Annotated in this window: 18 protein-coding genes; 8 read left to right on the plus strand and 10 right to left on the minus strand. The window is 40.9% G+C overall.

Annotated elements, in window-relative coordinates:
* Positions 1–119: 119 nt before the first annotated feature.
* Complete coding sequence (locus PHEP_RS18690) at positions 120–2666, plus strand: NACHT domain-containing protein (protein ID WP_015809547.1); 2547 nt, start codon at positions 120–122, stop codon at positions 2664–2666.
* A gap of 53 nt (positions 2667–2719) precedes the next feature.
* Here the strand turns inward: PHEP_RS18690 and PHEP_RS18695 are convergent, their stop codons facing one another.
* Both PHEP_RS18695 and PHEP_RS18700 read right to left on the minus strand, forming a co-directional pair.
* A complete protein-coding gene (locus PHEP_RS18695; protein WP_015809548.1) occupies positions 2720–4315 on the minus strand; it encodes a S8 family peptidase in 1596 nt (531 codons plus the stop codon).
* 74 nt (positions 4316–4389) lie between these two features.
* A complete protein-coding gene (locus tag PHEP_RS18700; protein WP_015809549.1) occupies positions 4390–4827 on the minus strand; it encodes an RrF2 family transcriptional regulator in 438 nt (145 codons plus the stop codon).
* 419 nt (positions 4828–5246) lie between these two features.
* Between PHEP_RS18700 and PHEP_RS18705 the strand changes: the two genes are divergently transcribed.
* Together PHEP_RS18705 and PHEP_RS18710 are read left to right on the plus strand one after the other, a co-directional pair.
* Positions 5247–5558 carry a hypothetical protein gene (locus PHEP_RS18705; protein WP_036675245.1) on the plus strand — a complete coding sequence of 104 codons (312 nt, stop codon included), beginning with the start codon at positions 5247–5249 and terminating at the stop codon, positions 5556–5558.
* A gap of 95 nt (positions 5559–5653) precedes the next feature.
* Positions 5654–6979: a sigma-54-dependent transcriptional regulator gene (locus PHEP_RS18710; protein WP_015809551.1), complete on the plus strand. Its 1326-nt coding sequence runs from the start codon at positions 5654–5656 to the stop codon at positions 6977–6979.
* Here the strand turns inward: PHEP_RS18710 and PHEP_RS18715 are convergent, their stop codons facing one another.
* Together PHEP_RS18715 and PHEP_RS18720 are read right to left on the minus strand one after the other, a co-directional pair.
* On the minus strand, positions 6980–9457 hold the full coding sequence (locus PHEP_RS18715; protein WP_015809552.1) for an ATP-binding protein: 2478 nt from the start codon (positions 9455–9457) through the stop codon (positions 6980–6982).
* Positions 9458–9527: 70 nt separating this feature from the next.
* Positions 9528–10598, minus strand: coding sequence for a patatin-like phospholipase family protein (locus PHEP_RS18720; protein ID WP_015809553.1), 1071 nt, complete (start codon positions 10596–10598; stop codon positions 9528–9530).
* A 165-nt stretch (positions 10599–10763) separates the two neighbouring features.
* Between PHEP_RS18720 and PHEP_RS18725 the strand changes: the two genes are divergently transcribed.
* Positions 10764–13715, plus strand: a complete 2952-nt coding sequence (locus PHEP_RS18725) for a glycosyl hydrolase family 28-related protein (RefSeq protein WP_015809554.1) — start codon at positions 10764–10766, stop codon at positions 13713–13715.
* Here the strand turns inward: PHEP_RS18725 and PHEP_RS18730 are convergent.
* Positions 13704–14588 (minus strand): LysR substrate-binding domain-containing protein, encoded by an 885-nt coding sequence (locus PHEP_RS18730; protein WP_015809555.1) that lies wholly within the window; start codon positions 14586–14588, stop codon positions 13704–13706. The genes PHEP_RS18725 and PHEP_RS18730 overlap by 12 nt on opposite strands.
* Positions 14589–14697: 109 nt before the next feature.
* On the opposite strand from PHEP_RS18730, the gene PHEP_RS18735 reads away from it, so the two are divergent.
* Positions 14698–15927, plus strand: a complete 1230-nt coding sequence (locus PHEP_RS18735; RefSeq protein ID WP_015809556.1) for an MFS transporter — start codon at positions 14698–14700, stop codon at positions 15925–15927.
* Positions 15928–15945: 18 nt separating this feature from the next.
* On the opposite strand, the gene PHEP_RS18740 is transcribed toward PHEP_RS18735, so the two are convergent.
* Complete coding sequence (locus PHEP_RS18740) at positions 15946–16428, minus strand: hypothetical protein (protein WP_015809557.1); 483 nt, start codon at positions 16426–16428, stop codon at positions 15946–15948.
* A gap of 234 nt (positions 16429–16662) precedes the next feature.
* Between PHEP_RS18740 and PHEP_RS18745 the strand changes: the two genes are divergently transcribed.
* On the plus strand, positions 16663–17262 hold the full coding sequence (locus PHEP_RS18745) for a Crp/Fnr family transcriptional regulator (RefSeq protein WP_015809558.1): 600 nt from the start codon (positions 16663–16665) through the stop codon (positions 17260–17262).
* A 12-nt stretch (positions 17263–17274) separates the two neighbouring features.
* Positions 17275–18255: a GlxA family transcriptional regulator gene (locus PHEP_RS18750; RefSeq protein ID WP_015809559.1), complete on the plus strand. Its 981-nt coding sequence runs from the start codon at positions 17275–17277 to the stop codon at positions 18253–18255.
* A gap of 254 nt (positions 18256–18509) precedes the next feature.
* Here the strand turns inward: PHEP_RS18750 and PHEP_RS18755 are convergent, their stop codons facing one another.
* Positions 18510–19376, minus strand: coding sequence for a sugar phosphate isomerase/epimerase family protein (locus PHEP_RS18755; RefSeq protein WP_015809560.1), 867 nt, complete (start codon positions 19374–19376; stop codon positions 18510–18512).
* A 283-nt stretch (positions 19377–19659) separates the two neighbouring features.
* Between PHEP_RS18755 and PHEP_RS18760 the strand changes: the two genes are divergently transcribed.
* Positions 19660–20676, plus strand: a complete 1017-nt coding sequence (locus PHEP_RS18760; protein WP_015809561.1) for a LacI family DNA-binding transcriptional regulator — start codon at positions 19660–19662, stop codon at positions 20674–20676.
* 33 nt (positions 20677–20709) lie between these two features.
* On the opposite strand, the gene PHEP_RS18765 is transcribed toward PHEP_RS18760, so the two are convergent.
* The 3 genes from PHEP_RS18765 to PHEP_RS18775 are packed head-to-tail and all read right to left on the minus strand — an operon-like array spanning position 20710 to position 23976.
* Positions 20710–21594, minus strand: a complete 885-nt coding sequence (locus PHEP_RS18765; RefSeq protein ID WP_015809562.1) for a glycerophosphodiester phosphodiesterase family protein — start codon at positions 21592–21594, stop codon at positions 20710–20712.
* Positions 21587–22492 (minus strand): carbohydrate kinase family protein, encoded by a 906-nt coding sequence (locus PHEP_RS18770; RefSeq protein WP_015809563.1) that lies wholly within the window; start codon positions 22490–22492, stop codon positions 21587–21589. The genes PHEP_RS18765 and PHEP_RS18770 overlap by 8 nt, the downstream gene beginning before the upstream one ends.
* A complete protein-coding gene (locus tag PHEP_RS18775) occupies positions 22489–23976 on the minus strand; it encodes a mannitol dehydrogenase family protein (RefSeq protein ID WP_015809564.1) in 1488 nt (495 codons plus the stop codon). The genes PHEP_RS18770 and PHEP_RS18775 overlap by 4 nt, the downstream gene beginning before the upstream one ends.
* Position 23977: the final 1 nt, after the last annotated feature.

The raw sequence follows: 23977 nt of genomic DNA on the forward strand, positions 1-23977 counted from the left end.
GGTTTTTGGGCCTATGTTATCTTTTCTATTCATTTTTTATCCATATTATCGGTGTTCATTATTCTTATTAAAGCATTATATTCGTTTAGTTGAAATATTTAACGCTCACTTATAGGTGTATGGATGAAGTATCTATCTTAAATGAACTCAAGGGTTTAATTCTAATTAAGACAGGAATTAGAACAATTACTCCGGCTGACTGTAAAAGGATATCCATTGAAATCAGCAAGACTTTAAATAAGAACGTTAGCGAAACAACCATCAAAAGGTTATTTGGGTTTGCTGTGGTCAAACACAATTTTTCTAAATTTACCCTTACCACATTATCGGAATATGTAAGTGGCGAAAACCTGGAGAACTGGCCTGCATCAATAAATATTAATGCAGACAACACCCCACTCAACTGGTCGGCCATTAAAAATAAAGCAGCCAAGGTTACCGATTTCACCTTAAAAGGAATCAAAAACCGTTCTGGCATGCCGTATCAGATGACCATCAGCAGAAAATTTGCCGAGCATGACTTTGACGATTTTTTCAAAAGCAGCAATAGTTTCACGGCCTTCATTTCTCAGCCAGGTTATGGAAAAACAATCCTGCTCAGTCATCTGGCAGAAAAATTCTTTAATGAAGAATGTCCTCAGTATAAGGAATCAATACTATTGTTTATTCAGGCATACAGCTTTTTTAATGCTGAGCAATTAACCCTAAATTTTGAGGATCAACTCAAAACTCTGCTTAGCATCTCAAAAAAAGAAAGCCTTATCAACTATATTGATCATAATTATCGTCATTCAGGAGGAAAGCTGATTATATTTCTGGATGGGTTTTCAGAGCTGGTCCTTAAAAAGGACCTCAAGATACAGCTATTCGACAGCATCATTAATTTTATATGTGCCATAGAGCATACGGAGTCCATAAAACTGGTCATGGGTATGCGTTCTACCACCTGGATCCGGTTCTATGAAATGATCAGGCATTCTGCTTATTTAAAGACCAAATGGTTTCCCGGGAATTATTTTAACATTGCTGAAGTTTCCAATGTTCCTCAACTTACGGAAAAAGAGGTTGACCTGATCATTTCCGGCATAGACAACCTGGATGTAAACGCAATCAATCCGAACCTCAAGGCCCAGCTGAAATTTCCATTTCACATTCAGTTATACTATCAACTGAGGGAAGAAGACCCCGAGTTCAATTTTTCAACAAACATTACCTTTCACGAGCTGATTTCAAGATTTATACAGGAAAACATCTACCGTTCAAATTATTATACGGAAAAGATACTGTTCCTGAAAAAGATCATCCAGTTAACCAATTATGGAAAAAAAGGCGACTCGGTTCCAAAAGACAACCTGATTGCCGAACTCTCCGCATTTAAAAATGCCTATATGGAATTGCTGGCTGATGGCATATTAATGGAGGAAAAAAGATATGAAGACTATCATCCAAGAGAATTTGTCAGGTTTGTCCATCCCCATATTTTTGAATACTTCTTATTTATTGAACTGCTTGAAAAGTTTCATTTACAGGTAGACCGGGATTTTTTCCAGTACATACAAAATGAATACGAAAGTGACAATGTCAGGTTTCAACTGTTTCAATGGACCATACGCTTTATTGTCAGGATAGGCGACCTGAAATCACTTGCTAACCTGTTTGATTTACCGCTAAATCATTTTGAACACAACTACCTGATTCTTTTTATTGCTGAAAACCTAAAATACAGGTCCAGGTATAGTTCTGATACAGCCCTGCTCTTGAAAGAACACAAACTGCATGACATCATTATCCAGGAACTGGGTAATTTTGATTTTGTAGATTCCTGTTATAAAGAAGCCCTAAGTGTTTTGCTTGAAGTTTCAGATTCAAACAGCCATGCGCTCACCTATCAGTCTATTCTCGCTATTCTCGACATGCTAAGCCTGGATGAAGAAAAAATAAATGCAAGGCTGGATGAACTGGCCAGTTATGAAGCCCTGAACTGGGCCATAGACCCCTATGAAGTTACTTTACTGGTCTATTCGAAACTCAGCAATAAAGACATTGAGAAAAATCAGCTGATTGCAGATATAGAAAATTTAAAGTATCCTTTCCTTAAAGCAGGAATGCCCCTTAACACCCAGCAGGGCATCACTTACCTGTTGGTTATTGTACTGAATTTATTTTATGGATCGGATGAGGGCACCATTAAAATCATAGAGACTATTGCTAAATTACATCCGGATTTATTTTCAAAAAGATCAGCTTTCACCATACTTATGATGAACCTTTTGGCCCTATCCTCCTCGAGGATCAATCCGGGTAAGAAAACAGATCAGCTGGAACGTATTCTTATTGGCCTTCATGGAAATAAGTCACGTTTTAAGATTACACAGTATGCTGAATCCATTTTAAAAATGACCCAGGCCTATCAGCTCAGAAACAAAGGCGAATACCTGCAGGCCTGTCAGTATTGTGATGAATGCATACAGCTTTTTAAAAGAAACAATTTAAACTTAAACCGTATACTCATGTATAACCTAATTATTGGCATCTATTCAGATCTGAATATGACAGCAAAGGTGAATGAGTATAAATACGAACGGCTTTGCTTTATGGAAGAGAAGAATATTCCGGGGAGTATCTTTTCTCTGCCAAAGGAACTGACGGATTTTAAACACCGTTAAACAAAAAAACCGCCTTATTATATTGGCGGTCTTTTTGTTTAACGGTGTTGTGGCTATTTCTTATACCCGGCAGCAAGTTTTAATGCATCATAGGCATTTACAATGCCACCGCTTACACAAAGATCTGAAAAAGGAACTTTTTTAGTACCTGCTTCATCCCTGATTTCGACAGACTGATCGACCTTTACCACAGACTTCATAATGATATCCTTAACTTGTACAGCAGTTAGCTTGGGATAATAAGAACGGATAAGGGCAGCAAGGCCTGCAACGACAGGGGAAGCCATACTTGTTCCGTTTAATTTCTCATATTTTGAGCCCGGTACAGTTGAATTAATATTTACCCCCGGCGCAAAGACATCAACTTTAGTTTTTCCATAATTAGAGAAACTGGCTTTTATTGTGCCATCGTTTGTCCAGCCAGAAGCCCCTACTGTTATCCAGCTGGCCGCTTTACCACCACCAATATATTCAGGGTCAGGGAAATTTGGTTCAACTTCCAGGTCCTTATTGTCGTTGCCCGCAGCATGTACCAGTACAACGTCTTTAGATACTGCATATTTCACCGCTTCATCCACAATCGCTTTATCCCATGAGTATGACTTACCGAAGCTCATGTTGATTACCTTAGCGCCTTTATCTACTGCATAACGGATAGAGTTGGCTACATCTTTATCCCGTTCATCCCCATTTGGGGTATTGCGGACACTCATAATCAGCACGTTATCAGCAACGCCCATAATTCCAAGGTTATTGGTACGCACAGCAGCAATGATACCGGCAACGTGCGACCCATGTCTTGCATCAGGCCCGGTTACGTCATTGTTCCCATAAAAACGTTCTTTGCTATTGTTAGGGTCATCGCCAACAATTCCGCGGGGATCGTAATCCAGGTTCAAATTATAATCTACCTGACTTTTAAAATGATCATAACCGGACATGATCTGGTTTTTATAAAAATCTTCAAAGCTACTTTCCTTTAACTGCGCCAGCAAAATGCGCTGAATATTGGCCTCCATATCATTTGAAGGCTTAAAGGATTGGAAATCCTGAATTGTCGGATTTTCTTTACCGATTTTCTTTACCACTTCATCTATGGCGTTTTTGATACCTTCAAAACGCTCCAGGCCTATTTTTGCCTCAGCAAGTTCCTGTTCAAATTCTGCCTTATTTTTCTGATAGGCTTCAAAGGCCGGAAGTTCACTTGCTTTTACTGAAGTAGCATCGGAATTGGCAAACCTGGCATTGTCACGACGTACCAGACGTGTAAGTTCAAGTGTTTCGTAATTCACCGAACCTTTTGATGAACCCAAAAAGTTCCATCCATGAACATCATCAATGTAACCATTTTTATCATCGTCCTTACCATTACCAGCTTTTTCTTTCTTATTTACCCAAACCACCGGTTTCAAATCTTCATGTTCAATATCCACTCCCCCATCCAGAACGGCTACAACTACAGGTACAGATTTTTTGCCCTTTAATAACTCGTTATAAGCTTTTTCTGTACTAATGCCAAATGTAGAATCGGCTTTTAAGTCGAGGTTCTGCCAGTTAGGCTTCTGGGCAAATGATATAAATGGCATTGCTGTCAGCAAAACCAGGCATACCAGCCCACTGCAGAAAAAATTCATTTTCATCTTATTCATATATTTAAATTTTGGGCAAAGTTAATCAATTATAACGCCACGATGGTAAAGTGGGTATAAGCTGGCCTCAGCGTTTAACGCACCAGTGTGTCATCTGTTTCTCTCGCGATCACATCTGCAATGGTAGTTTGGGCAAGAACTTTAAGCGTGGCATCCCTGACATCAATAAATGTTTTTCTGATGCCACAGGTCACTTCATCATGGCATTCATCGCATTTACGGTAAAACTTTAAACTTGCACAAGGCACCATGGCGATAGGCCCATCGGTAATACGGAGTATATCGGCCAGGTAAATTTCATTTGGTTCCTTATTTAGGCTATACCCCCCGCCGGCTCCCTTTTTACTATACAAATAACCTGCATTACGCATATCCAACAGGATCTGCTCCAGAAATTTTCTGGGGATCATTTCCTGCTCCGCAAGCCTTACTATTTGCATGGGAGGATTTTCTCTGTTTTTGCCAAGAGCAACCAGTGCCTTTATTGCATATTTCGTTTTCTTAGACAGCATACTAGCAAAGCTAAGAAAAGATTTATGTATTTTGTAAAGCTTTTCTTTTATTGTCCATTCCTAAAAAGCTATATTCAAGGAGCCCGTCCTTTATAAAATTCTCTTGCTTTTCTCTTGTTATTGTCTTGGTCGGGCAGTACAAAAACAAGAGTAGCGCAAAATTTTTCCAGCTCATTGACAAAATTAAACTGCCGTTTAGTATAGGACCGCCGGAACCAGCGGTTTATTCGTCCTAAGCTCTTGTTTAATGTTCAACTGAACAATTGCGCTACAAATTGTGGAGAAAGTCTACACCTGTTAAAAGCCCAAAACGTAAAAAAAACCCTTTAAGGGCCACAGAACATCAAAATACAAGTTTTGGCATCATTATGCGCTATATCATTGTAATTAATCAGCACAAGAATTTAAAAATTATAATTATGAAAAAGATCATTTTATCAGCAGCCATCCTTGCCTTTGCAGGATTAACAACAGTAAAAGCGAATGACATTAAGACACCGGTTACAATTACTGCCCATCAGGATAGCGTAACCAAAACACCAGTTGAAACCAAAGACCTGCCAGATGCTGTAAAAACTACCTTGGCATCAGACAAATATAAAGAATGGATTCCAACAGCTGCATTTTTAGTTACTAAAGCAGATAAATCTGAGTACTATCAGGTTGATGTAAAAAAACAGGAAGAAACTGCATCTCTAAAAATTGGTAAAGACGGTGTAGTCATTGAATAGCCCTATATCCTAAAATAATAAACAATTTAACACCTAACAAAAGCCGGATTTCGTCCGGCTTTTGTATTTTTGCTATATCTACAGCGAAAATCCCTATGGCAAAAATACTGATCATTGAAGACGACTCTACTTTTTCTCAGGTATTGGAAGGTTTTTTTACAAAACAGGGCCACGAACCCCAGGTGGTAAACAATGTAAAAAAAGCTTTTAAAATAACAGACGAACAAAGCTTTGACCTGTTGTTGATTGATTACCGTTTACCTGATGGAACGGGATTGGATATTCTTTCGCACGTTCTGGAAAAAGGGTTGTTACAACCGGTTATTATCATGACCAGCTTTAACGATGTCAGAACAGCCGTAAAATCTATACAGCTTGGTGCTTTTGATTACATCACAAAACCCGTTAATCCGGATGAGTTGATGATGATCATTAAAAATGCCCTGGGCAAGAAGGAAAACAGCCGCAATAGCGCTGTTGAACATGCAGATGCTATAAAAGGTAAAAGTGCTATTGCCGATAAACTTTATGAGCACATTAACCTGGTGGCCCCTACCGACATGTCTGTAATTATACAGGGTGAAAGCGGCACGGGTAAGGAGTATGCTGCGCGTGCCCTACATGCGCAAAGTAAGCGCAGGGATAAACCTTTTGTGGCTATAGACTGTGGTGCCCTGTCAAAAGACCTGGCTGCCAGTGAATTATTTGGCCATACCAAAGGTGCTTTTACAGGTGCTTTAAATGATAAAAAAGGGCAGTTTGAAGCTGCAAACAGTGGTACGCTGTTTCTGGATGAGGTTGGGAACTTAAGTTATGAAGTACAGGTTAAAATGTTGCGCGCCCTGCAGGAAAGAATTATACAGCCGCTGGGCAGTACCAAGACCATTAAAGTAGACGTGCGGATCATTACGGCCACAAACGATGATCTTAAAACCAGTGTTGCCAATGGTCTGTTCAGAGAAGACCTTTACCACCGGCTTAATGAATTTAAGATACAGTTACCGGCTCTGAGGGACAGGGGTAAAGACATTGAGCTTTTTATCAGCCACTTCATCAAACTTTCCAATTCGGAATTGGACAGGAACGTACAAAGCATATCTCCTCAGGCCAAAGAGCTGTTGCTCCGGTACGACTGGCCGGGAAACCTTCGTGAGCTCAAAAATGTGATCAAGCGAATGGTGCTGCTTACACCTGGAGAAACTGCAGAAGTTGATGCTCTTCCAGAAGAAATGATCATTTCTATAAACCATTCTCCCCGGCCAAGTACTTCGGACCTTAAAGTGATTAACGAGTTAAACGAAAAAGCATTGATTACGGAAACCCTGGTTAAAGTAAAGTACAACAAATCTAAAGCGGCAAAACTCCTCAATATTGACCGTAAAACCTTGTACAGTAAAATGGAACGTTATGGCATTGAATAATCAGGCACGTTGCTTAACCAGATGTAAAAGTTGATTCAACTGCTGTAAAAGTGCCAGGATCCTGTTCTTCTTATGGATGTCGGGCTTTTCACTACCAGATAATTCTATCTCCATCCGCCTGAATTCAGCGGCCAGTTTTTTGGATCCGATCTGTGCTATCCTTCCTGCAAGCCGGTGTACAAGCAAACTTAATTTGGGCTGGTCATCTGCTGTTAAAGCCTGCCTGATCTCATCACTATCATCAATACAATCGTCAGAAAACCTTAAAAGGATCCTGTTCAATTGTTCTTCATCGTCAAAGGTCATTTTTTTCAGGCCGCGCAGGTCGAGGTCAATCTCATCCGCCTGGATAACCGCTCCGGCTTCTTCGTTCAGTACAGCTAAAAGTTCATGCGCTTTAAAAGGCTTCATGAGCAGGCCATCAAAACCATTGCTTAAAAGATTTTCCAGTTCGTCAGGCAATACCTGAGCGGTAACTGCATAGATCTTCACTTTATCTCCCAGCTTTTCTCTCAGCAATTTACAAAGTGCAACACCGTTCATCTCCGGCATGCGCATATCCATCAGGACAAGCTTTACTGAGCTATCCCATGCCGAGTTTAACAACTGAGAGGGGGAATTAAAAAGTTCAACATCAATACCATGCTTTTTGCAGATGATTTCACAGAGGTCAAGGATCAGCTGGTCATCATCTACAATCCTGACCTTTCCATTAAAGGCTGGTGTTAAAACCTTTGTATTTTCGTATGCTGGTTCCTGTGCTACCTTAAAGGTCAGATATACTGTGAAAATACTTCCTTCACCTTTCCTGCTCTTTACATAGATCCGCCCACCCTGATTTTCAATCAGCGCTTTAATGATGGTTAAGCCAAGCCCGGCCCCTGCTTTGCTGGCCTCTTCATTTTCTATTGAATTTACCTGTTCAAACTCATTAAAGATAAGTTTAGTTTCCTCTTCGTTAAGGCCAATCCCGGTATCCTTTACCATAAAAGTAAAGTGGAGCCGTTCGCCCTGTCTTTTATAGAAAGCCGATAGGCTTACCTCCCCTTCGGCAGTAAATTTTATAGCATTGCCCAGCAGGTTATACAAAATCTGCTTTAAACGAAATGGATCACCTTCTACATATTTCTGACCGGAAAGGACAAAATCTGTAACCAATTTTAGCGATTTACGCTCAGCCTGTGGCTGCATTACCGAAACCACTTCGGCCAAAAGGGCTTCAATATCAAATACTTTTTCAGAAAAAGTAAACCTGCCTGAAATGATCCTGTTGTAATCCAGCACTTCGTTTACGATTTGCAGTAAATGCTCGGATGAATGATAAATGGCATCGATGTCTTTACGTTGCGGATTTTTTTGCTGTCTGATCAATTCTGAATAACCAATAATGGATTGCAATGGTGTTCGGATCTCGTGGCTCATGTTGGACAGGAACCTTTGTTTGGCCATGCCATGGTATTCCGCTTCGTCTTTTGCCAGTTCCAGTTCGGCCCGGTACTTATTGCTCCGCGTAATATCTGTTAAAATGAAATACAGCAGCAGCACAGTGAGCAGAAAAAACACGAGCATAATGATACTGATGGTATTTATACCTGTATTTACCACATTTTTTGCCTGGATGCCATTCATTTCAATCTGGGCAACCACCTCGCTTTCTACTTTACGCAACACATCGAGCATCTGGTTGATCAGCTGGTTATTGGCATTTGTAAGCATAGCTTCCCTGTTTAGGAAACTTGCATTTTTATGGCGTTGTTCCTGCTCAATCACTTTTAAAGATTCACCCAGGTTTTTCACAATCCTGTCCTCGGCAGATAGGGCTATGGTATCCCTTTTAATCTTTTCTTCATTAACAATCTTAAAGGAATTGTCCTGTTCATTCGTTTTTTTTCTGCCAAATATTTTATTGAAGAAGCCTTTGGGCTTTTCTTCGGTTGGATAGATCGTGGTGGTGGAAGTTTTTTCTTCAGTGGCCAAAATGGTGCTATCGGCCTGTTCAGCGCTTTTTGAGACCAAGGCACTTAGGTTTTTAACCTGTGCAGAGAAAGATTTATTGTTGACCAGCCGTTCCCTTACCTTAAGGTAATTGATAAATTGTTTGTCCCGCTCGGCAAGCAACTTTTTAATGGTTAAAATACGTGTGAGCTGGATGGCATCATTTTCGTATAAAGCGGCAAGCGTATCCAATACCAGCCTAAGCTGCCGCGATTCTTTAAAAAGCTGGCTGTAATTTCCGGGATCATTAAATGCCTGTTTTTTTTGCAGCTGATCCAGACTGCTTATTTTTCTTGAAATGGCATTTACTATTCTTAATCTTTCACTTGGTGCAGAGATATTCTCTACAGTGGTCAGCATCTCTTTGAAAGCTACTTTACTTACACCCCAGGCCATAAATAAGGCAAAACAACCCAAAAGCAAAGCAATAATGATCTTTCCTTTTATGGCTTTGATAAAACTTTTACGGGGTATCTTATTCATTTCCAGATATAGCTTAAATCGATTACCCAGAGGTAAAAACAAAAAGCATGCTATAAATAAAGTTCAGCTCCTAAAAGGACCCGAACGACCTTACTGCTTTTAAGAAATCCCAGGGCTTGGTATTGGCGCCGTGCTTTTGTTCCTCTATCAATAACCTGGCCAATACGGTTAAACGACCTTCATTCTCGCTAACGGTACGGTCGCCCAAAGCCACCAGTTTTTCAATATTTGAAGGGCTGGCAGCGTCCAGTCCTTCTTTAATACTTTCCAGGCTATCTGGCTCTATACGCAGGTAGTTTTCGGTTTTTCCGGCCGAATGAAACAGCTGCTGCAAAAAGAAATCGCTGGTTTCTGCTACCCCACTCATCATAATGTCCAAAATAGCTGGTACGATGGCCATGGCACTGCTTTTTTTAAAGTGCTCATAATCATAAGACCTTCTGGACCTTCCGGTGCCCAGCGAGACCAAAAAAATATCATTGATACGGGTCTGGTTAAAAGCCTTGGTTACTTCTATCAATCCGCTCAAGGCAGGGTTAGTGGCAAATACACCCCCATCCAGCAATGGATAACGCACATTCGCCAGGGAGTGGATCTCGGCCACACTAAAATAAGTAGGGGCCGCTGATGTAGCCCGGCAAACATCTTTTAAGTAAAAATCGCGGGCATCACCTCTTGAAATTGCAGTTTGCTGCCGGAAGAAATGAGTTTTCCGCAGCTCAATGTTATAAGCGCTGATGATACAGGGTTTGAGGAGCTGACTAAGCCTGGTATCCTTAAAATAAGTTTTCAAGACCCCTTCAAATACCATGCTGTTATACCGCTCGCCGGCAAGGCCCAGTTTTGCCCTGATGCGCTTAAAAAATGTCATTTTAAAAATTTCATTTCCATGCTTCAGGTACAGGTCTAACGCCTCTCTGGCTGTAAAGCGTGGCCTGCCTGGATTTTCCTCAGAGGGGCACAATAGCAAACAGGTCAGTATGCCACCGGTACTGGTGCCGGCAAAAAAGTCAAAATAATCTACAATTGCCGCTCCGGGATTTTTGCTCTCCCGTTTCAGCTTTTCTTCCAGCGCAACCAGGATCATTCCGGGAATGATACCTCTTATGCCGCCGCCATCTATAGAAAGGATTTTTTTCATTAATAAAAGTAAATATAGCTTTTTGACACTTACCTAGATGTAATTTTAATGTAAATGGTTTTTCATTAAGCTTAAAAATGCAAAACAACAAGCCAGAATAGCTTAATACTTGGTCGTAAAAGTTTACTACTTATTACCGATTTTTAAAAACTATTTTAAACCAGCATGAACAGACTTAAAACCTTATCACTGATTTTACTGACCCTAACCACGGTGCCTTCATTTGCTTTAAAAACAAAAAAGGATGGCCCATCTGTTGAAATAGAGATCAGCAGGACTGCTACACACGTTGTAAGGATTACAAACGATACCCTGGTACTGATTAGCGGGAGTACTTACCTGTTTACGGTAGACACACCTGAAGATAAGGGACTGGTTTCAACCCAGATTGGGGTGCAGCAGCTTCCGCAGCAGCTCAGGGCGAAAGACGCATCTGTCCAGACCTACAGGGTTATGGCCCGGGACGGTTCGGTAAAAACCGAGGGAGAGCTCTTAAACGGGGACAAGCTGGTGGTCAGTTCGGCTGATGGCAAAAGCAGCAAGACCTATTACATTGCCCTGAAACCAATGGCAGTTGGCGGCCAATTGAATTTGCAGCAAAAAAATATGACCTTAAATACAAGGGCTGAACTGACTTTATATTTTACGGCCGGACAGAGAACGCCTAACGCCACTGTAAGCATCTTTTTACCCAGGGGTATTCAACCTACATTGGAAAATACAACAGTGAATGTAATCGGGCGTGGTGATGTTAAATTAAAAGACCTGGCTACACAATCGATTGGACGCGTTGGCAGCAATTATTCCTATTCAAAAGTAGGCAGCGTAAACATCACTGCCGCGGCCAATGGTGCTGCCATACTCAGCTTTAACAACCTGGATTTAAGGCCGGCAAATGGTCCGGATCTGAAGATCGTGATCAGTGGGGTTAAACTGGAAACGGCTGGAGCATACACTTTCAAAGCAAGTTATACGACCAACAAACCAGAAATTTTAACCAGCGCAGGTATCGGGGCTGAGACCGCTACACTTAATGTAACCAGTAACGTTTCAGATTTTGAACGGGTGCTGAATAAGGACATCCAGTATAAAGAAACGGCCGACAGCTATACCACTGCCAATTTTAGCTGGGGCGTAAATAACAATATCCAGAATCCGGCTTTAATGCAATCACTGGATCATGGCAAAAACTGGAAATCCTTACCGGCGAAAATAGATTCAAAAAAAGGCTTTGCAACAGTTACCGGCTTACAGCCCAATAAACTATATCACTTTAAACTGATAGTGAAAGACGGGCCGAACAAAGGTTCTTCAAATGTGCTGAAATTTTATTCCGGTAAAATGGACGTTAAAAGCCTTGGGGCAAAAGGCGATGGAAAACAGGATGATACGCAAGCTATCAATGAAGCCATTGCCACGATAAACGATATGGGTGGCGGTACCTTGTTGTTTAGCAGCGGGACCTATAATGTCAGAACCGTCCATTTGAAAAGTAATGTATACCTGTTTTTAAATAAAGATGCAACAATAAAGGCCATAAAAGGTGCGGACGCACCGGAACCGACCTGGTTTAGCGATAAAAAATACAGATCGGGCCTTTCGCCTACTGCACCAGGGCCTTATGCAGATCCTGAAAACTACATGACCAAACAAGATGTAGGGCACCACTATTTCAGAAATACCATGTTTTTTGGTGAACGCCTGGACAATGTAAAAATTATTGGACGCGGACTGATTACAGGAGATGGGAACCTGGTAAATGGTGATGGCGTGATGAACAATACACCTGATAACAGGGCAGATAAGATGTTTACACTTAAGCTTTGCACCAATCTGGAAATAGGTGGTATATACCATCCTGAAGACCTTTGGTACGATGAAAGCAAAGACGAGCCTTATTACATTCAAAAAGATGGCTCAAAATCATTTGACCATGACAACATGCTGAAAATTGAACGCGGGGGACACTTTGCCCTGCTGGCTACAGGAACCGACCACATCAATGTACACGACACTTACTTTGCTAAATACAATACCACTAACGCCAGGGACATTTATGACTTTATGGGCTGCAACAACGTTACGGTAACTAATATTTACTCCAAAGTAAGTTCTGATGATATCGTTAAACCAGGTTCTGACTGTGCTTTGGGCTTTACCCGGCCGGCAAGGAATTATAAAGTACGCAATATTATTGGCGACACCAATTGCAACCTGTTCCAGATTGGCTCTGAAACGGCAGATGACATTAAAGACATCTGTGTTGATAACATCTATGTACTTGGGGCAAATAAAGCTGGCTTTTCTATTTCTACCAATGATGGGGCACACATCAGCGATATCCATTTAAATTGCGGACATACCGGAAAGCTGCATTCCAGGTCTAAAATGTTTCGGACCAGAGCCCCGTTTTTTATTTCGATATCTAACCGTGCGCGCATATTAGGTGCCACAGTGGGCAGGTATGTTTTCATGGAAAACGGGATAAAGCATGATGAGCTGCTGGTTCAAAATGTAAATATTGGTAAAGTGGAAAATATCATCCTCAATGGAATTGATATTGCAGAAGTATACAGCGGTAGTTCATACGGCGGGAAAAATGGCCGTTGGAAAGCCTATGATGGCAAACAGGAAAAAGCAACTCCTATTGTTGCCGGTTATAAATTACCTGATCCGGAAACTGTAACGGGAGGTCTTAATTTTAAACTTCCAAATGGGCTGCATACCGGTTATATCAAAAACATTGTATTTAACGATGTCCATGTATTGGTTAAAGGAGGTAATGCAGCTGCCGACACGGCCAATCTGGCACCCGAACTTGGTGTTGGGCAATACAATGTGGCCAACCTTAAAGTTCAGCCTTCTTATGGCATCTGGGCAAGGCATGTGAGCGGACTTACCGTAAAAAACAGCACTTTCAATTATGAAAAACGCGACAGCAGGTATGGGATATTTTTAGACGATGTACTGGGTGCCAGGTTCTCTGCATTAAAACTGGTAAGGGCTAAAGACAATGCTACCGTTATTAAACTTAAAAATTCATCAGATGTGGCAATAGAAGATGTAGTTTATTTTAACGATGAATGGGGAAAATTGCCATTGAAACTAGCCCAATAAGGTTTTAATCAGCTCATCGACAAAAAGGGTGGCTGATTTTTTTCTGTATATTCCTTTTTGCCATAAGATAAAGGCTTGTTTATAATATTCCTTGCCGGAGATGGGGATGGCGATCAGATTTTCCCAGGTAAGGATGGCCTTTTCATTGATGATGGTAGCCCAGTTCCCTTCATCTACCATGGAAAGCAGGGAGTGTACATCATTCATTTCAATTTTGATCAGCGGGCTGAGTTTTCTTTTCCTGAACAGTTCATTGAGCAGATCTCTGGAACTAAAGCCCTTGCTGGGCAGGATCAGTTCTACTTTGGCCAGCTCATTCAGCGAGATCTTTTTAAGGCCTGCAAGGGGGTGTTTTTTTGAAACCACCATCGAAATCCTGGAAGAAAAGAGATGTTCCATTTCCAGGCTTACATTGTCGTTGTCCGTCTGATCGTGAAAAGCAAGGATCACATCCAGTTCGGCCTGTTTCAGGTTATGCTCCAGTTCTCCGGCTGTTCCATATTCAACCACAATTTTAATTCCGGGATATTTGGAAGAGAAAGGTGCCAGGGCGGGCAGCAACATGGAACTAAAGGCATAAGTAACCCCAATCTTTAAATCTCCTGTTACCAGATTGTTCAGTTCAAGGATGGCCTGCTTTGATTTTTTTACATCCAGCACAATTTGACGGGCATGCTTAAGGTAAACATTTCCTGCTTCGGTTAAACGTACATGCTTCCCCACCCTGTCGAACAACAACATACCCAGCTCCTCTTCCAGCTGTTTAATTTGCTGGGAAAGGGTAGATTGCGTTACAAAGCAAGCTGCCGCGGCTTCAGTAAAGTGCAGCATTTCGGCAGCTTTAATAAAATAGTTGATCTGTCTTATTTCCATAACCGCTTACAATCAATCGTTAAAACTAATCAATATCATTAAAACAATCAATTTTACCTATTTAAATGTAATGCCGAAATTTGCTGCACCTGCTTAATGAAACACACCTATGTTCAGATCATTAAAATACCGCAATTTCAAGCTCTTCTTTTATGGACAATCTATCTCCCTTATAGGAACCTGGATGCAGAAGACGGCGGTAAGCTGGCTGGTGTACAGGCTAACCGATTCGGCCATGATGTTGGGCCTGGTAGGTTTTGTAAGCTTAATCCCCTCACTCTTTCTTTCGCCTTATGCCGGGAGCCTGATCGACAGACACAACCGCTATAAAATCCTGCTGATCACCCAGGTGGTCTCGATGCTCCAGGCGGGGGCTTTGGCTGCTTTAATTTTCTTTAAGTATTATCATATTCCTTTTATTATCTTTTTAAGCCTTGTTCAAGGCATTATTAACGCTTTTGATGTTACCTGCCGACAATCGCTTATGGTAGAAATGGTAGAGGACAAAGCCGACCTGCCTAATGCGATTGCCCTGAATTCTACCATGGCCAATCTGGCACGCATTGTAGGCCCGGCTATTGCAGGGGTGATACTCAGTACCTTTGGCGAAGACTTCTGCTTTGTGGGCAACTTTGTAAGTTATGTGCCGGTACTGATCTGTCTGCTGATGATGAATCTGAATATCACTGTAATGCCCCACGGACAGAAAAGCATATGGACAGAACTTGAAGAAGGTTTTAAATACATATCCGGGGATAAGGACCTGAGCAGTATGATTGTCATGATCGGGATAAGCAGTCTGTTCGTCATCCCCTTCAATACTTTAATGCCTATTTTTGCCAAAACCATTTTCAATGGTGATGCCGGCACCTTCAGTTGGTTTGAAAGTGCCGCAGGTCTTGGATCGGTTGTAGCTGCTATGTACCTGGCCAATTTAAAATCGGCCAAACCGATGATGAGGATCAGCATCATCGCCAGTGCTATATTTGGCTTAAGCCTGGTACTCCTGTCCTACTCAGGGATACTACCTATTGCACTTGTATTCATGACTTTAAGTGGATTGGGCATGATGGCACAAACCTCTTCTATCAATACCTATATTCAAACCCATGCCATACCCGAAATGAGGGGCAGGGCAATCAGTTATTATGTAATGGCCTATCAGGGCATGATCCCCATCGGCAGCCTGCTCATTGGCTGGACGGCAGATGCATTTGGTTCCAGAATGGCGGTTTGCATAGCCGGACTGATTGGGCTCGGGGCTACGGTATCATTTGTGCTGTATAAAAGCAGGTTCTCCAGCCGCAGGATCTCAGCATTGATATTACATCATAAATAAACAGTACGGCAGCTGAAATTATTCCTTACAATCTGCAGGAGCAAATGTAAACCTGCCTTTATCGAAGCTGATGGGCTTACCTTTTACAAAATAAGACCTTCCCAAGGTTGTCTCTATCTGACCAACTCCAAGGATCAGTTTACCGTCTTTACTTAAAAATGCCAGTGGGTTTTTATAAATGGTCTTGTTTTCATTACCAATTTTAAAGGTATAATCTACAAATAAGGTATCTCCGCTATAAGCCCCGGCAATCTCGCCGTCGTTTTTCCCTTTTTCGGCGTAATTAATCACCAGCTTACCTTTTACTTTCCCACTGTTCATTGTTTTTATACTCAAATCTGCAGTATCTTTTCCATCGATGGCCACATAACATTGTTTATGCGTCATGGTATCGGCCATTGCCAGGCTATCTTTTAATTCGGAGCCCTTGTTACTACTTTGATTGCAGCTAAATAAAAGCGGCAGGGCCGCAATTGCGAGGTAAAGAGAGGTGTTTTTCATCTTAAGAATTTTTATGGGATAAAATAATTTAATTAGCCATTCTAATATACATCAATAAAAATAAAAGATGTATTGTTTTAAATAATTTCATTGCGCATATTCCTGACATCAATACCCCAGCAATTCATTACAGAAGCATATCTTTAATAAAAAAATAAAAACCTCGTTGTATATTAGTAGCTGATTAGCTATCACTTACACAAAAACAAGATCAGAAAAAGAAGCGTAAAAAAGATGAAAAATCAGGATGGATGTTATGATAAACTCATTCAATTTACAAAACAAAGGGGATTTGCTTTTAGCGATAAGGAATGTAAGCTTGTACACGCGCTTACAAAGCACAAAACAGTAAGTGCCCATAGTATCCTCATGGAACAGGGCAAACCTGTTACAAAATTCTACTTCCTAAATTCGGGTATTGTCCGTTTGTTCAGGGTGCACAAGGGTGTAGATTATACGCTTGGCCTGGTTTCTACCAATGATTTTGTATCAACCCTCTTATATCTCGCCAATGGGCTGCCCTCTTCCTGCGGCCTGGAGACCCTAACAGATGCAACATTGCTGGAGTGGGGCAAAGCAGAAGTTGAAGCGATGAAACTGCAACTAAGCGTGGCACAAGATCTGGAAATGGCCATTATGGACCGGCTGCTCAACTGGCTGCAAGACCATCAGATTGATGCCGTATGCCTTACTGCTGAAGAGCGGTACCAAAAACTGATGGAGCAGCAACCAGAAGTGATCAGAACAATCCCTTTAAAGTATATCGCCTCCTATCTTGGCATTCACCAGGATAGCCTGAGCCGGATCCGTAAAATTGTTAGCAGAAAAACATAAAATTAAAACTCAATGAAACATCTTACCATAATCGTTCCGGATGGGGAAAACAACCTGAGCAGCATTGTAGGTGCTTATAAAATATTTTCGAGGGCCAACAAATATTGGGTGGAAAACGGGAGAAAAGAATTGTTCAAAATTCAGTTGGCCGGCATTTCAAAAAAAGTAGATTTTTACGATGGTTTATTCTCTGTAACGCCACATACCCACATTTCGGCAATAACCAAGACCAATCTCATCATTATCCCTTCATTGAACCATAATTATCTTAAAGCCATAACAGGGAACAAATTGCTGGTAGACTGGATTGAACAGCAATATAAGGATGGTGCCGAAATTGCCAGCATATGCACAGGGGCATTTATGCTGGCCTCTTCAGGCCTGCTGGATGGAAAAAGTTGTTCTACACATTGGGCGGCAGCGGATAATTTCAGAAGTATGTTCCCTAAAGTAAATTTACAGACGGACCAGCTGATTACTGATGAAAACGGGATTTATACGAATGGTGGCGCTTATTCTTTTCTGAACCTGATGATTTATCTTATAGAGAAGTATTACGACAGGCAAACAGCAATTTTTTGTTCCAAAGTATTTCAGATTGAAATAGACAGGCAAAGCCAGTCGGCATTTACCATATTTACCGGCCAGAAATTACATGGGGATGAAATGGTAAAGAAAGCGCAGGCTTATATCGAAAGTAAACTGGACGAAAAAATATCTGTTGAACATTTGTCAGCCAGCTTCTCGGTTGGCCGCAGGAACTTTGACAGAAGGTTTATTAAAGCTACAGGGAATACCCCTGTTGAATATGCACAGCGGGTAAAAATTGAATCCGCAAAAAAAGCGCTGGAAACCAGTTGTAAAACAATTAATGAAGTGATGTATGGCGTAGGCTATTCGGATGTGAAGGCCTTTCGTGAAGTATTTAGAAAAATCACTGGTATGTCGCCTTTGGAATACAGGGGCAGATACAACAAGGAGGCTGCAAGATAAATATTGTCATTACTATTTTGATTGCTGCCATGTCTTACGCTATGATTCTGCCGGGGGTTTAGAAAACCCCGTAAATAAAAAAGCCCCGATGTGGATAACTTCGAGGTTTTCCGTAGCCCCTAATGGAATGCAAACACACAACTAACTGACTTTCAATACTTTAATTTAGAATCCAATATCTAACTAGCTATAACTTTAATTTAATCGTTTAACGATGAGCCAAAAATTGATTTGCATTGTTAGACAGTAAAAATTTAGTGTGAAATAAAACGGGTATTTAATCCCCATTGTTGGGCTTTCTGCTTCATAAAATGCAGACTGCCTTTTGCCAATGCAGCTGCATCATATTTCGACGGCCTCCATAACGAAGTCATCCCCGACATTCCTGAAACCTGAGAGGAGAAATTCTCCAGGACTAGGTCGCCGGTATAATTAATCTGGGCTAATCCCCTGAAAAAATCATCCCAGTGTACATTCCCCTCGCCTAACATGCCCCGGTTACTTTCGGTCATATGAACATATTTTAATCTATTCCCGGCCAATACCACAGGATCATAAAAATTGGATTCCTCTATGTTCATATGAAAAGTGTCGAGCATCAGTCCAAGTGCGGGGCTCTGTACCTCAATTGCCAGATCAAGCACTTCCTGAGCAGCAGTAATGACATAACTTTCGTAACGGTTGATGGGTTCCAGGCCTAGCATGACGCCATTTTTTTCGGCATAACGGCAAACCGCGATAAAGACATCCCGTATAACAGCACGTTCGTCCTCCGTACATGGACTTCCTGTGAAAGCACCGATAGCTGAATGAAGCACCCCACCCAAAAATCGGCCTTCCATTTCTACAACCAGATCTATTGCCTTATTTAATAAGCTCAATGCCTGATCAGGATATTGAGGAAGGTGGCAGTTTTTTGGTAAAATTAATGAATACCGGCCCTCTATGCCATGTGCTGACAGCTGCTTTTTAACCATTTGTACATCCAGGTTTAAAGAAGCAGGCAATGAGATTTCTAAAATATCGAATCCACAGTCTGCCGTCTTTTCTATTGCATATATACTATTTTCGGGGGTCCATGTTGTAATCCATGAAAGCATTGATGCGCCAAACTTTATCATAGTCTTGTTTATATCTGGTTGTTTCTATTAATTTATCTGCCTGGTTAACATAAAAGCTAAATGGCAAGAATAAGATATAATTAATCGTTTAAATAATGAAATTATTTAAATAAAAAATCACTTAGCTTTTTGTTTTAGATTAATAATTACCCGCTAAGCATCTAATGCCATTTTGATGTAAAATCAAATTATAATAGAAATGGTAATTAATTTTTTAATAAGATTTATACGGAGATAACATATCTTAGTCACTTAGTTTATTTAACACTCTAACCCATATACAATGAAAAGAAAAGTATCAATGAAGGATATTGCACAAGAATTAGGTGTATCAACTGCATTGGTGTCGTATGTGCTAAATAATCAACACGAGGATAGAATAAATAAAGATACGGCTGAAAAAATAAGGCGGTTGGCTACTGAGCTTAATTACCAGCCCAATCAGATTGCGAAAAGTTTAAAAAGCAGTAAAACCAACACCATCGGACTTATTGTAGCAGATATATCGAATCCTTTTTCGGCAAGCCTTGCCCGGATCATTGAGGACGAAGCAAAAAAAAGCAAGTATACCGTGATTTTCGGGAGTGCTGATGAAAGTCATAAAAAATCCCAGGATTTGATTAACCTATTACTGAATAGACAGGTTGACGGCTTTATCATTGCTCCTGCTGAAGGTTCTGAAAAACAATTGCTGTTACTAAAAAAACAAGGTATTCCATTTGTACTCATAGATCGGTATTTTCCGGAACTTGAAGTAGACCAGGTCGTACTGGATAATTTCCAGGCCGCATATGCTGCGGTTAGCCATTTGATTTCCAACGGATATCAGCGCATTGGAATGATCAATTTTCAAACTGATCTTTTTCATTTAAATGAACGTGTACGTGGATATAACGAGGCGCTTGCAAACCATAAGATTAAGCATACAAAAGGTAATTTCAGAACAGTTGACGAGAGAGAAATTAAAACAGAAGTTAAATCCTGTATAGATGAGTTACTGAATAAAGAGGAACCTATAGATGCATTATTTTTCGGATCTAACACGCTGGCTATAGAAGGGCTTTCTTATATACAAAAATTAAAGATCCAAGTTCCTGACCAGCTTGCAGTTGTCTGTTTTGATGAAGACAATGCTTATAGTCTGTTCCATTGTCCACTGACTTATGTAAGGCAGCCACTGGTAGAAATGGGAAAAAAATCTGTAGAAATATTGTTGACAGCGATTGCTGATGGCAGCAAACATACGAATACCGTTCTTGAAGCAGAACTGATGATCCATGAGTCATCCATGGGTAGGTAATAACAAAGCGCCCCGAGAGGCCCTTTGTTGTCGTTATTTTCCATTCATAAAAAGTGCAGGGTAGTCTGTCTCTATAATATCAGGCTTTTTGATCAGTTCTTCAGAATAAGCTTTTACTTTTTCTAAGTCCGTTTGTTTTTTGTCTGCGGTTGAAGGGATAGAAATAAAGCACATTACCCCCCGGTCACGTAAATAGGTATAAACTTTTTCATGTGCCGGTTCCATCGTATATCCCACATAAGCCATGATCCGGTTAAATGGGATTTTTGTAGCGATAAAGGCATCCAGATCAGTTTGGTTCTGAATAGCCACACATAACATGACCTTATCCAATTTCTCATAATAAAATAAAGCTTCCTTCATCGACCGTACACTTAGCACGATATTTGGATATTGCCCGTCTTTAAGCATATTTACATACTTTTGCCATGGGATACCCTTATTGTCCAGGTTAAAAATAGTCTTATCTTTTCCCCATTCCAAAGCTTCCTGCAGCGTAGGTATTTTAAACGGGGTCACCTTCCCTTCGCGGTCTTTAACCCTTGCCTTTTGTAATTCTGCATAAGTATAGTCCGACACTTTGCCTTTAAAAGTCGTCGTACGGTCCAGCGTTGCATCATGCATCAATACCAATGCCGAATCTTTGGTCAGCCTTGGGTCGATCTCAAAAAATGAAGGTAGAATGGTCAGTGTTTTTGCCATTGCTTCGATTGTATTCTCAGGAAAGCCGGGCAACATTCCACCCCGGTGCCCGGAAATAATCACCGGTTTACCTTCCTGATAATGAAAATACTCCTGTAACTCCGAAAAGTTAGTGAGTTTCACTGTATGCATCGGTTGCTCCTGTGCAATCGAAATACCACTTGAAAGCAAAAAAGCAACAATACAGCCTATACTTTTTCTATTGATTTTATACATATTGATGGTTTGTTTTGAATTTTACAATTTCATCTGCATTATATGCAGGACAGGCGCCTGGAAACGTGGCCATGAACGCACTCAGTACTACAGCTTCTTTCATACAGTAATTCAAGGAGTTGCCCGCCATTTTATTGGCGATAAATGCTGCAAGAAATGAATCACCACTTCCTACAGTATCACTCACATTAATCCTGATGGCATCTACATGTATAACTTCCTCCCTGGAGTAATAACTAGCTCCCTGACTACCTTTGGTCAGCAGAATCTCTTTCAGTACTACGAACTTACTGAACAATGTTGCGATGTTTTGCGTTTCCTCCTGCGAATTATCATTCAGCCATTCGGCCACAATCACCAACTCATCGTCATTTATCTTCAGGGTATGGCAAGGGCTGATCATATCCTCAATCAGTTCTTTACTGTAAAAGGGCGCACGCAGGTTGATGTCAAAAATTATCCACTTCGCATTCGCGATACAATTAAACAAGCTCGTTCTGCTGGCTATGTTCCTGGCGGCCAGGCTCCCGTAAACAAATGCGTCGGAGTTTTTGATAACAGCCTCCATTTCATCCGTATAAGGGATATAGTCCCAGGCAACACCTTCTACGATATCATATTCTACTTTTGTATTGGCCAGCACATGCACCTCTACAGTAGAGGTCGGATAAGCATTTGTCTTAAAGCAATATTGATAATCTACACCTAACCTATCCAATTCTTTTGTGATTTCCTTGCCATTTTCATCGTCACCGATCTGGCTGATGATTTTACTCTGAATACCAAATTTAGAGAGGTGATAACATACGTTTAAAGGTGCTCCACCAATTCTTCTCCCTTCTAAAAGATTATCCCACAGTACTTCTCCAAAACAAATAACCCTTTTATTTTCTATCATGAATATTTTTCTAAAATTTTATCTATTAAACTACCAAGCTCTCCTTCTTGTACGACCTTCATATAGGCCTTGTACAGATTTACGAGTTCTACATGCTCAGCAAGTGCACCAAAAACAGGTTTATAGCTGATAAACCAGTCTCCATTACCTTTAGCCGTTTCAAACATGGGTAGCCATTCAGTTACCTTCTGGTCTTTTACGTCTGCCATTTGGTTTTTATTGAACTCTTTTTCCAGGTATACCCACCAGGCTATAATAATCAACAGCGTTATGTCTTTTTTCGGACTGCTGTTTTTGAGCTGCTCCTGAAGCACTGGCAATACAAATTTAGGCACCTTATCAGATGATCCCGAAATGATCCGGTCGGTACTGTCATTGATCATCGCATTCGAAAAACGCAGTTTCACTTTTTCGTAATAGTTATAAAAACTCACACCATCAATAACCGCTAAAGTGGGGATGACTTCCTGCTGAACATACATATCATAAATTCGGGAAATTGCCTCGTCAACAACAGCGTTATGTATACGATTGTAGCCTAATGCATCTCCCAATAAACCTACCAGCGTATGCCCACCGTTCAATATTGACAATTTCATTGCTTCATAGGGTTTAACCTCGGCTACAATCTCTACCCCAACCTGTTCCAGGGGAGGAAAATCCCCATACTTATTGTCTTCCAGTACCCATTGGAAATAATCTTCACTTACGACCAGGCAATTGTCCCTCAAACCGTATTGCCGTTCAAAATCTGCTTTATCTTTTTCAGTAGCAACCGGTGTGATCCGGTCTACCATACTATTCGGAAAACGAACATTGTCTGCAATCCAGGGTAAAAGCGATTCATCATAAACACTGATAAAGGATAACAACGCGAGCTTTAAAATGTGGCCATTTTCCTGAATGTTATCACATGACATCAATGTTATCGGTCCATTATTACGGAGCTTTCTTAAAGCCAGACCCTTTGCAAGAAAACCAAAAACTGTTCCCGGCTGATCAGGATTGATCAGGTCAGCCTGTACGGCAGGATTTTCAATTAAAAAACGTGATTTATCAAAGTCGATGTTGTAACCACCTTCCGTAATTGTGAAACTGATGACCTTAGTTTCCGCTGACGCTATCCGGTTAACAATTTTAACCGCATCACTTGCCGAATGTAATATGGAAGCTATGGCATTCATCACCCTGATATCTTCTGTCCCCGAAGGGGTGCTCATTTTTAAACAGTAGCGCTGGTTCTGTTTACGCAAATTTTCTACCAATTGGAGATCCTCGGGCATCATACAAACACCGGTGATTGCCCATTTAGAAAACTTCTCAGGATTGCTATCTATCAACTGTTGAATAGCATAAACCTGGTGTGAACGGTGAAACCCACCCACCCCGATATGTAAAATCTGGGACCTGGAACTTTTCAGTGCTGCCGGCACCTTAATTTCTTTGGCTACCCGGTCTGACAAATTATTATTAAGTAACTGCATA

Origin of the sequence: Pedobacter heparinus DSM 2366 (genome assembly GCF_000023825.1) — a bacterium.
Taxonomy (GTDB): Bacteria; Bacteroidota; Bacteroidia; order Sphingobacteriales; family Sphingobacteriaceae; genus Pedobacter; species Pedobacter heparinus.

Bases quoted from the DNA above. Each gene is read 5' to 3' on its own strand.
- PHEP_RS18765 (WP_015809562.1), bottom strand. From the start codon at position 21,594: ATGTATAAAATCAATAGAAAAAGTATAGGCTGTATTGTTGCTTTTTTG.
- PHEP_RS18735 (WP_015809556.1), top strand. From the start codon at position 14,698: ATGTTCAGATCATTAAAATACCGCAATTTCAAGCTCTTCTTTTATGGA.
- PHEP_RS18755 (WP_015809560.1), bottom strand. From the start codon at position 19,376: ATGATAAAGTTTGGCGCATCAATGCTTTCATGGATTACAACATGGACC.
- PHEP_RS18710 (WP_015809551.1), top strand. From the start codon at position 5,654: ATGGCAAAAATACTGATCATTGAAGACGACTCTACTTTTTCTCAGGTA.
- PHEP_RS18775 (WP_015809564.1), bottom strand. From the start codon at position 23,976: ATGCAGTTACTTAATAATAATTTGTCAGACCGGGTAGCCAAAGAAATT.
- PHEP_RS18725 (WP_015809554.1), top strand. From the start codon at position 10,764: ATGAACAGACTTAAAACCTTATCACTGATTTTACTGACCCTAACCACG.
- PHEP_RS18740 (WP_015809557.1), bottom strand. From the start codon at position 16,428: ATGAAAAACACCTCTCTTTACCTCGCAATTGCGGCCCTGCCGCTTTTA.
- PHEP_RS18705 (WP_036675245.1), top strand. From the start codon at position 5,247: ATGAAAAAGATCATTTTATCAGCAGCCATCCTTGCCTTTGCAGGATTA.
- PHEP_RS18750 (WP_015809559.1), top strand. From the start codon at position 17,275: ATGAAACATCTTACCATAATCGTTCCGGATGGGGAAAACAACCTGAGC.
- PHEP_RS18730 (WP_015809555.1), bottom strand. From the start codon at position 14,588: ATGGAAATAAGACAGATCAACTATTTTATTAAAGCTGCCGAAATGCTG.
- PHEP_RS18745 (WP_015809558.1), top strand. From the start codon at position 16,663: ATGAAAAATCAGGATGGATGTTATGATAAACTCATTCAATTTACAAAA.
- PHEP_RS18760 (WP_015809561.1), top strand. From the start codon at position 19,660: ATGAAAAGAAAAGTATCAATGAAGGATATTGCACAAGAATTAGGTGTA.
- PHEP_RS18720 (WP_015809553.1), bottom strand. From the start codon at position 10,598: ATGAAAAAAATCCTTTCTATAGATGGCGGCGGCATAAGAGGTATCATT.
- PHEP_RS18695 (WP_015809548.1), bottom strand. From the start codon at position 4,315: ATGAATAAGATGAAAATGAATTTTTTCTGCAGTGGGCTGGTATGCCTG.
- PHEP_RS18715 (WP_015809552.1), bottom strand. From the start codon at position 9,457: ATGAATAAGATACCCCGTAAAAGTTTTATCAAAGCCATAAAAGGAAAG.
- PHEP_RS18770 (WP_015809563.1), bottom strand. From the start codon at position 22,492: ATGATAGAAAATAAAAGGGTTATTTGTTTTGGAGAAGTACTGTGGGAT.
- PHEP_RS18700 (WP_015809549.1), bottom strand. From the start codon at position 4,827: ATGCTGTCTAAGAAAACGAAATATGCAATAAAGGCACTGGTTGCTCTT.
- PHEP_RS18690 (WP_015809547.1), top strand. From the start codon at position 120: ATGGATGAAGTATCTATCTTAAATGAACTCAAGGGTTTAATTCTAATT.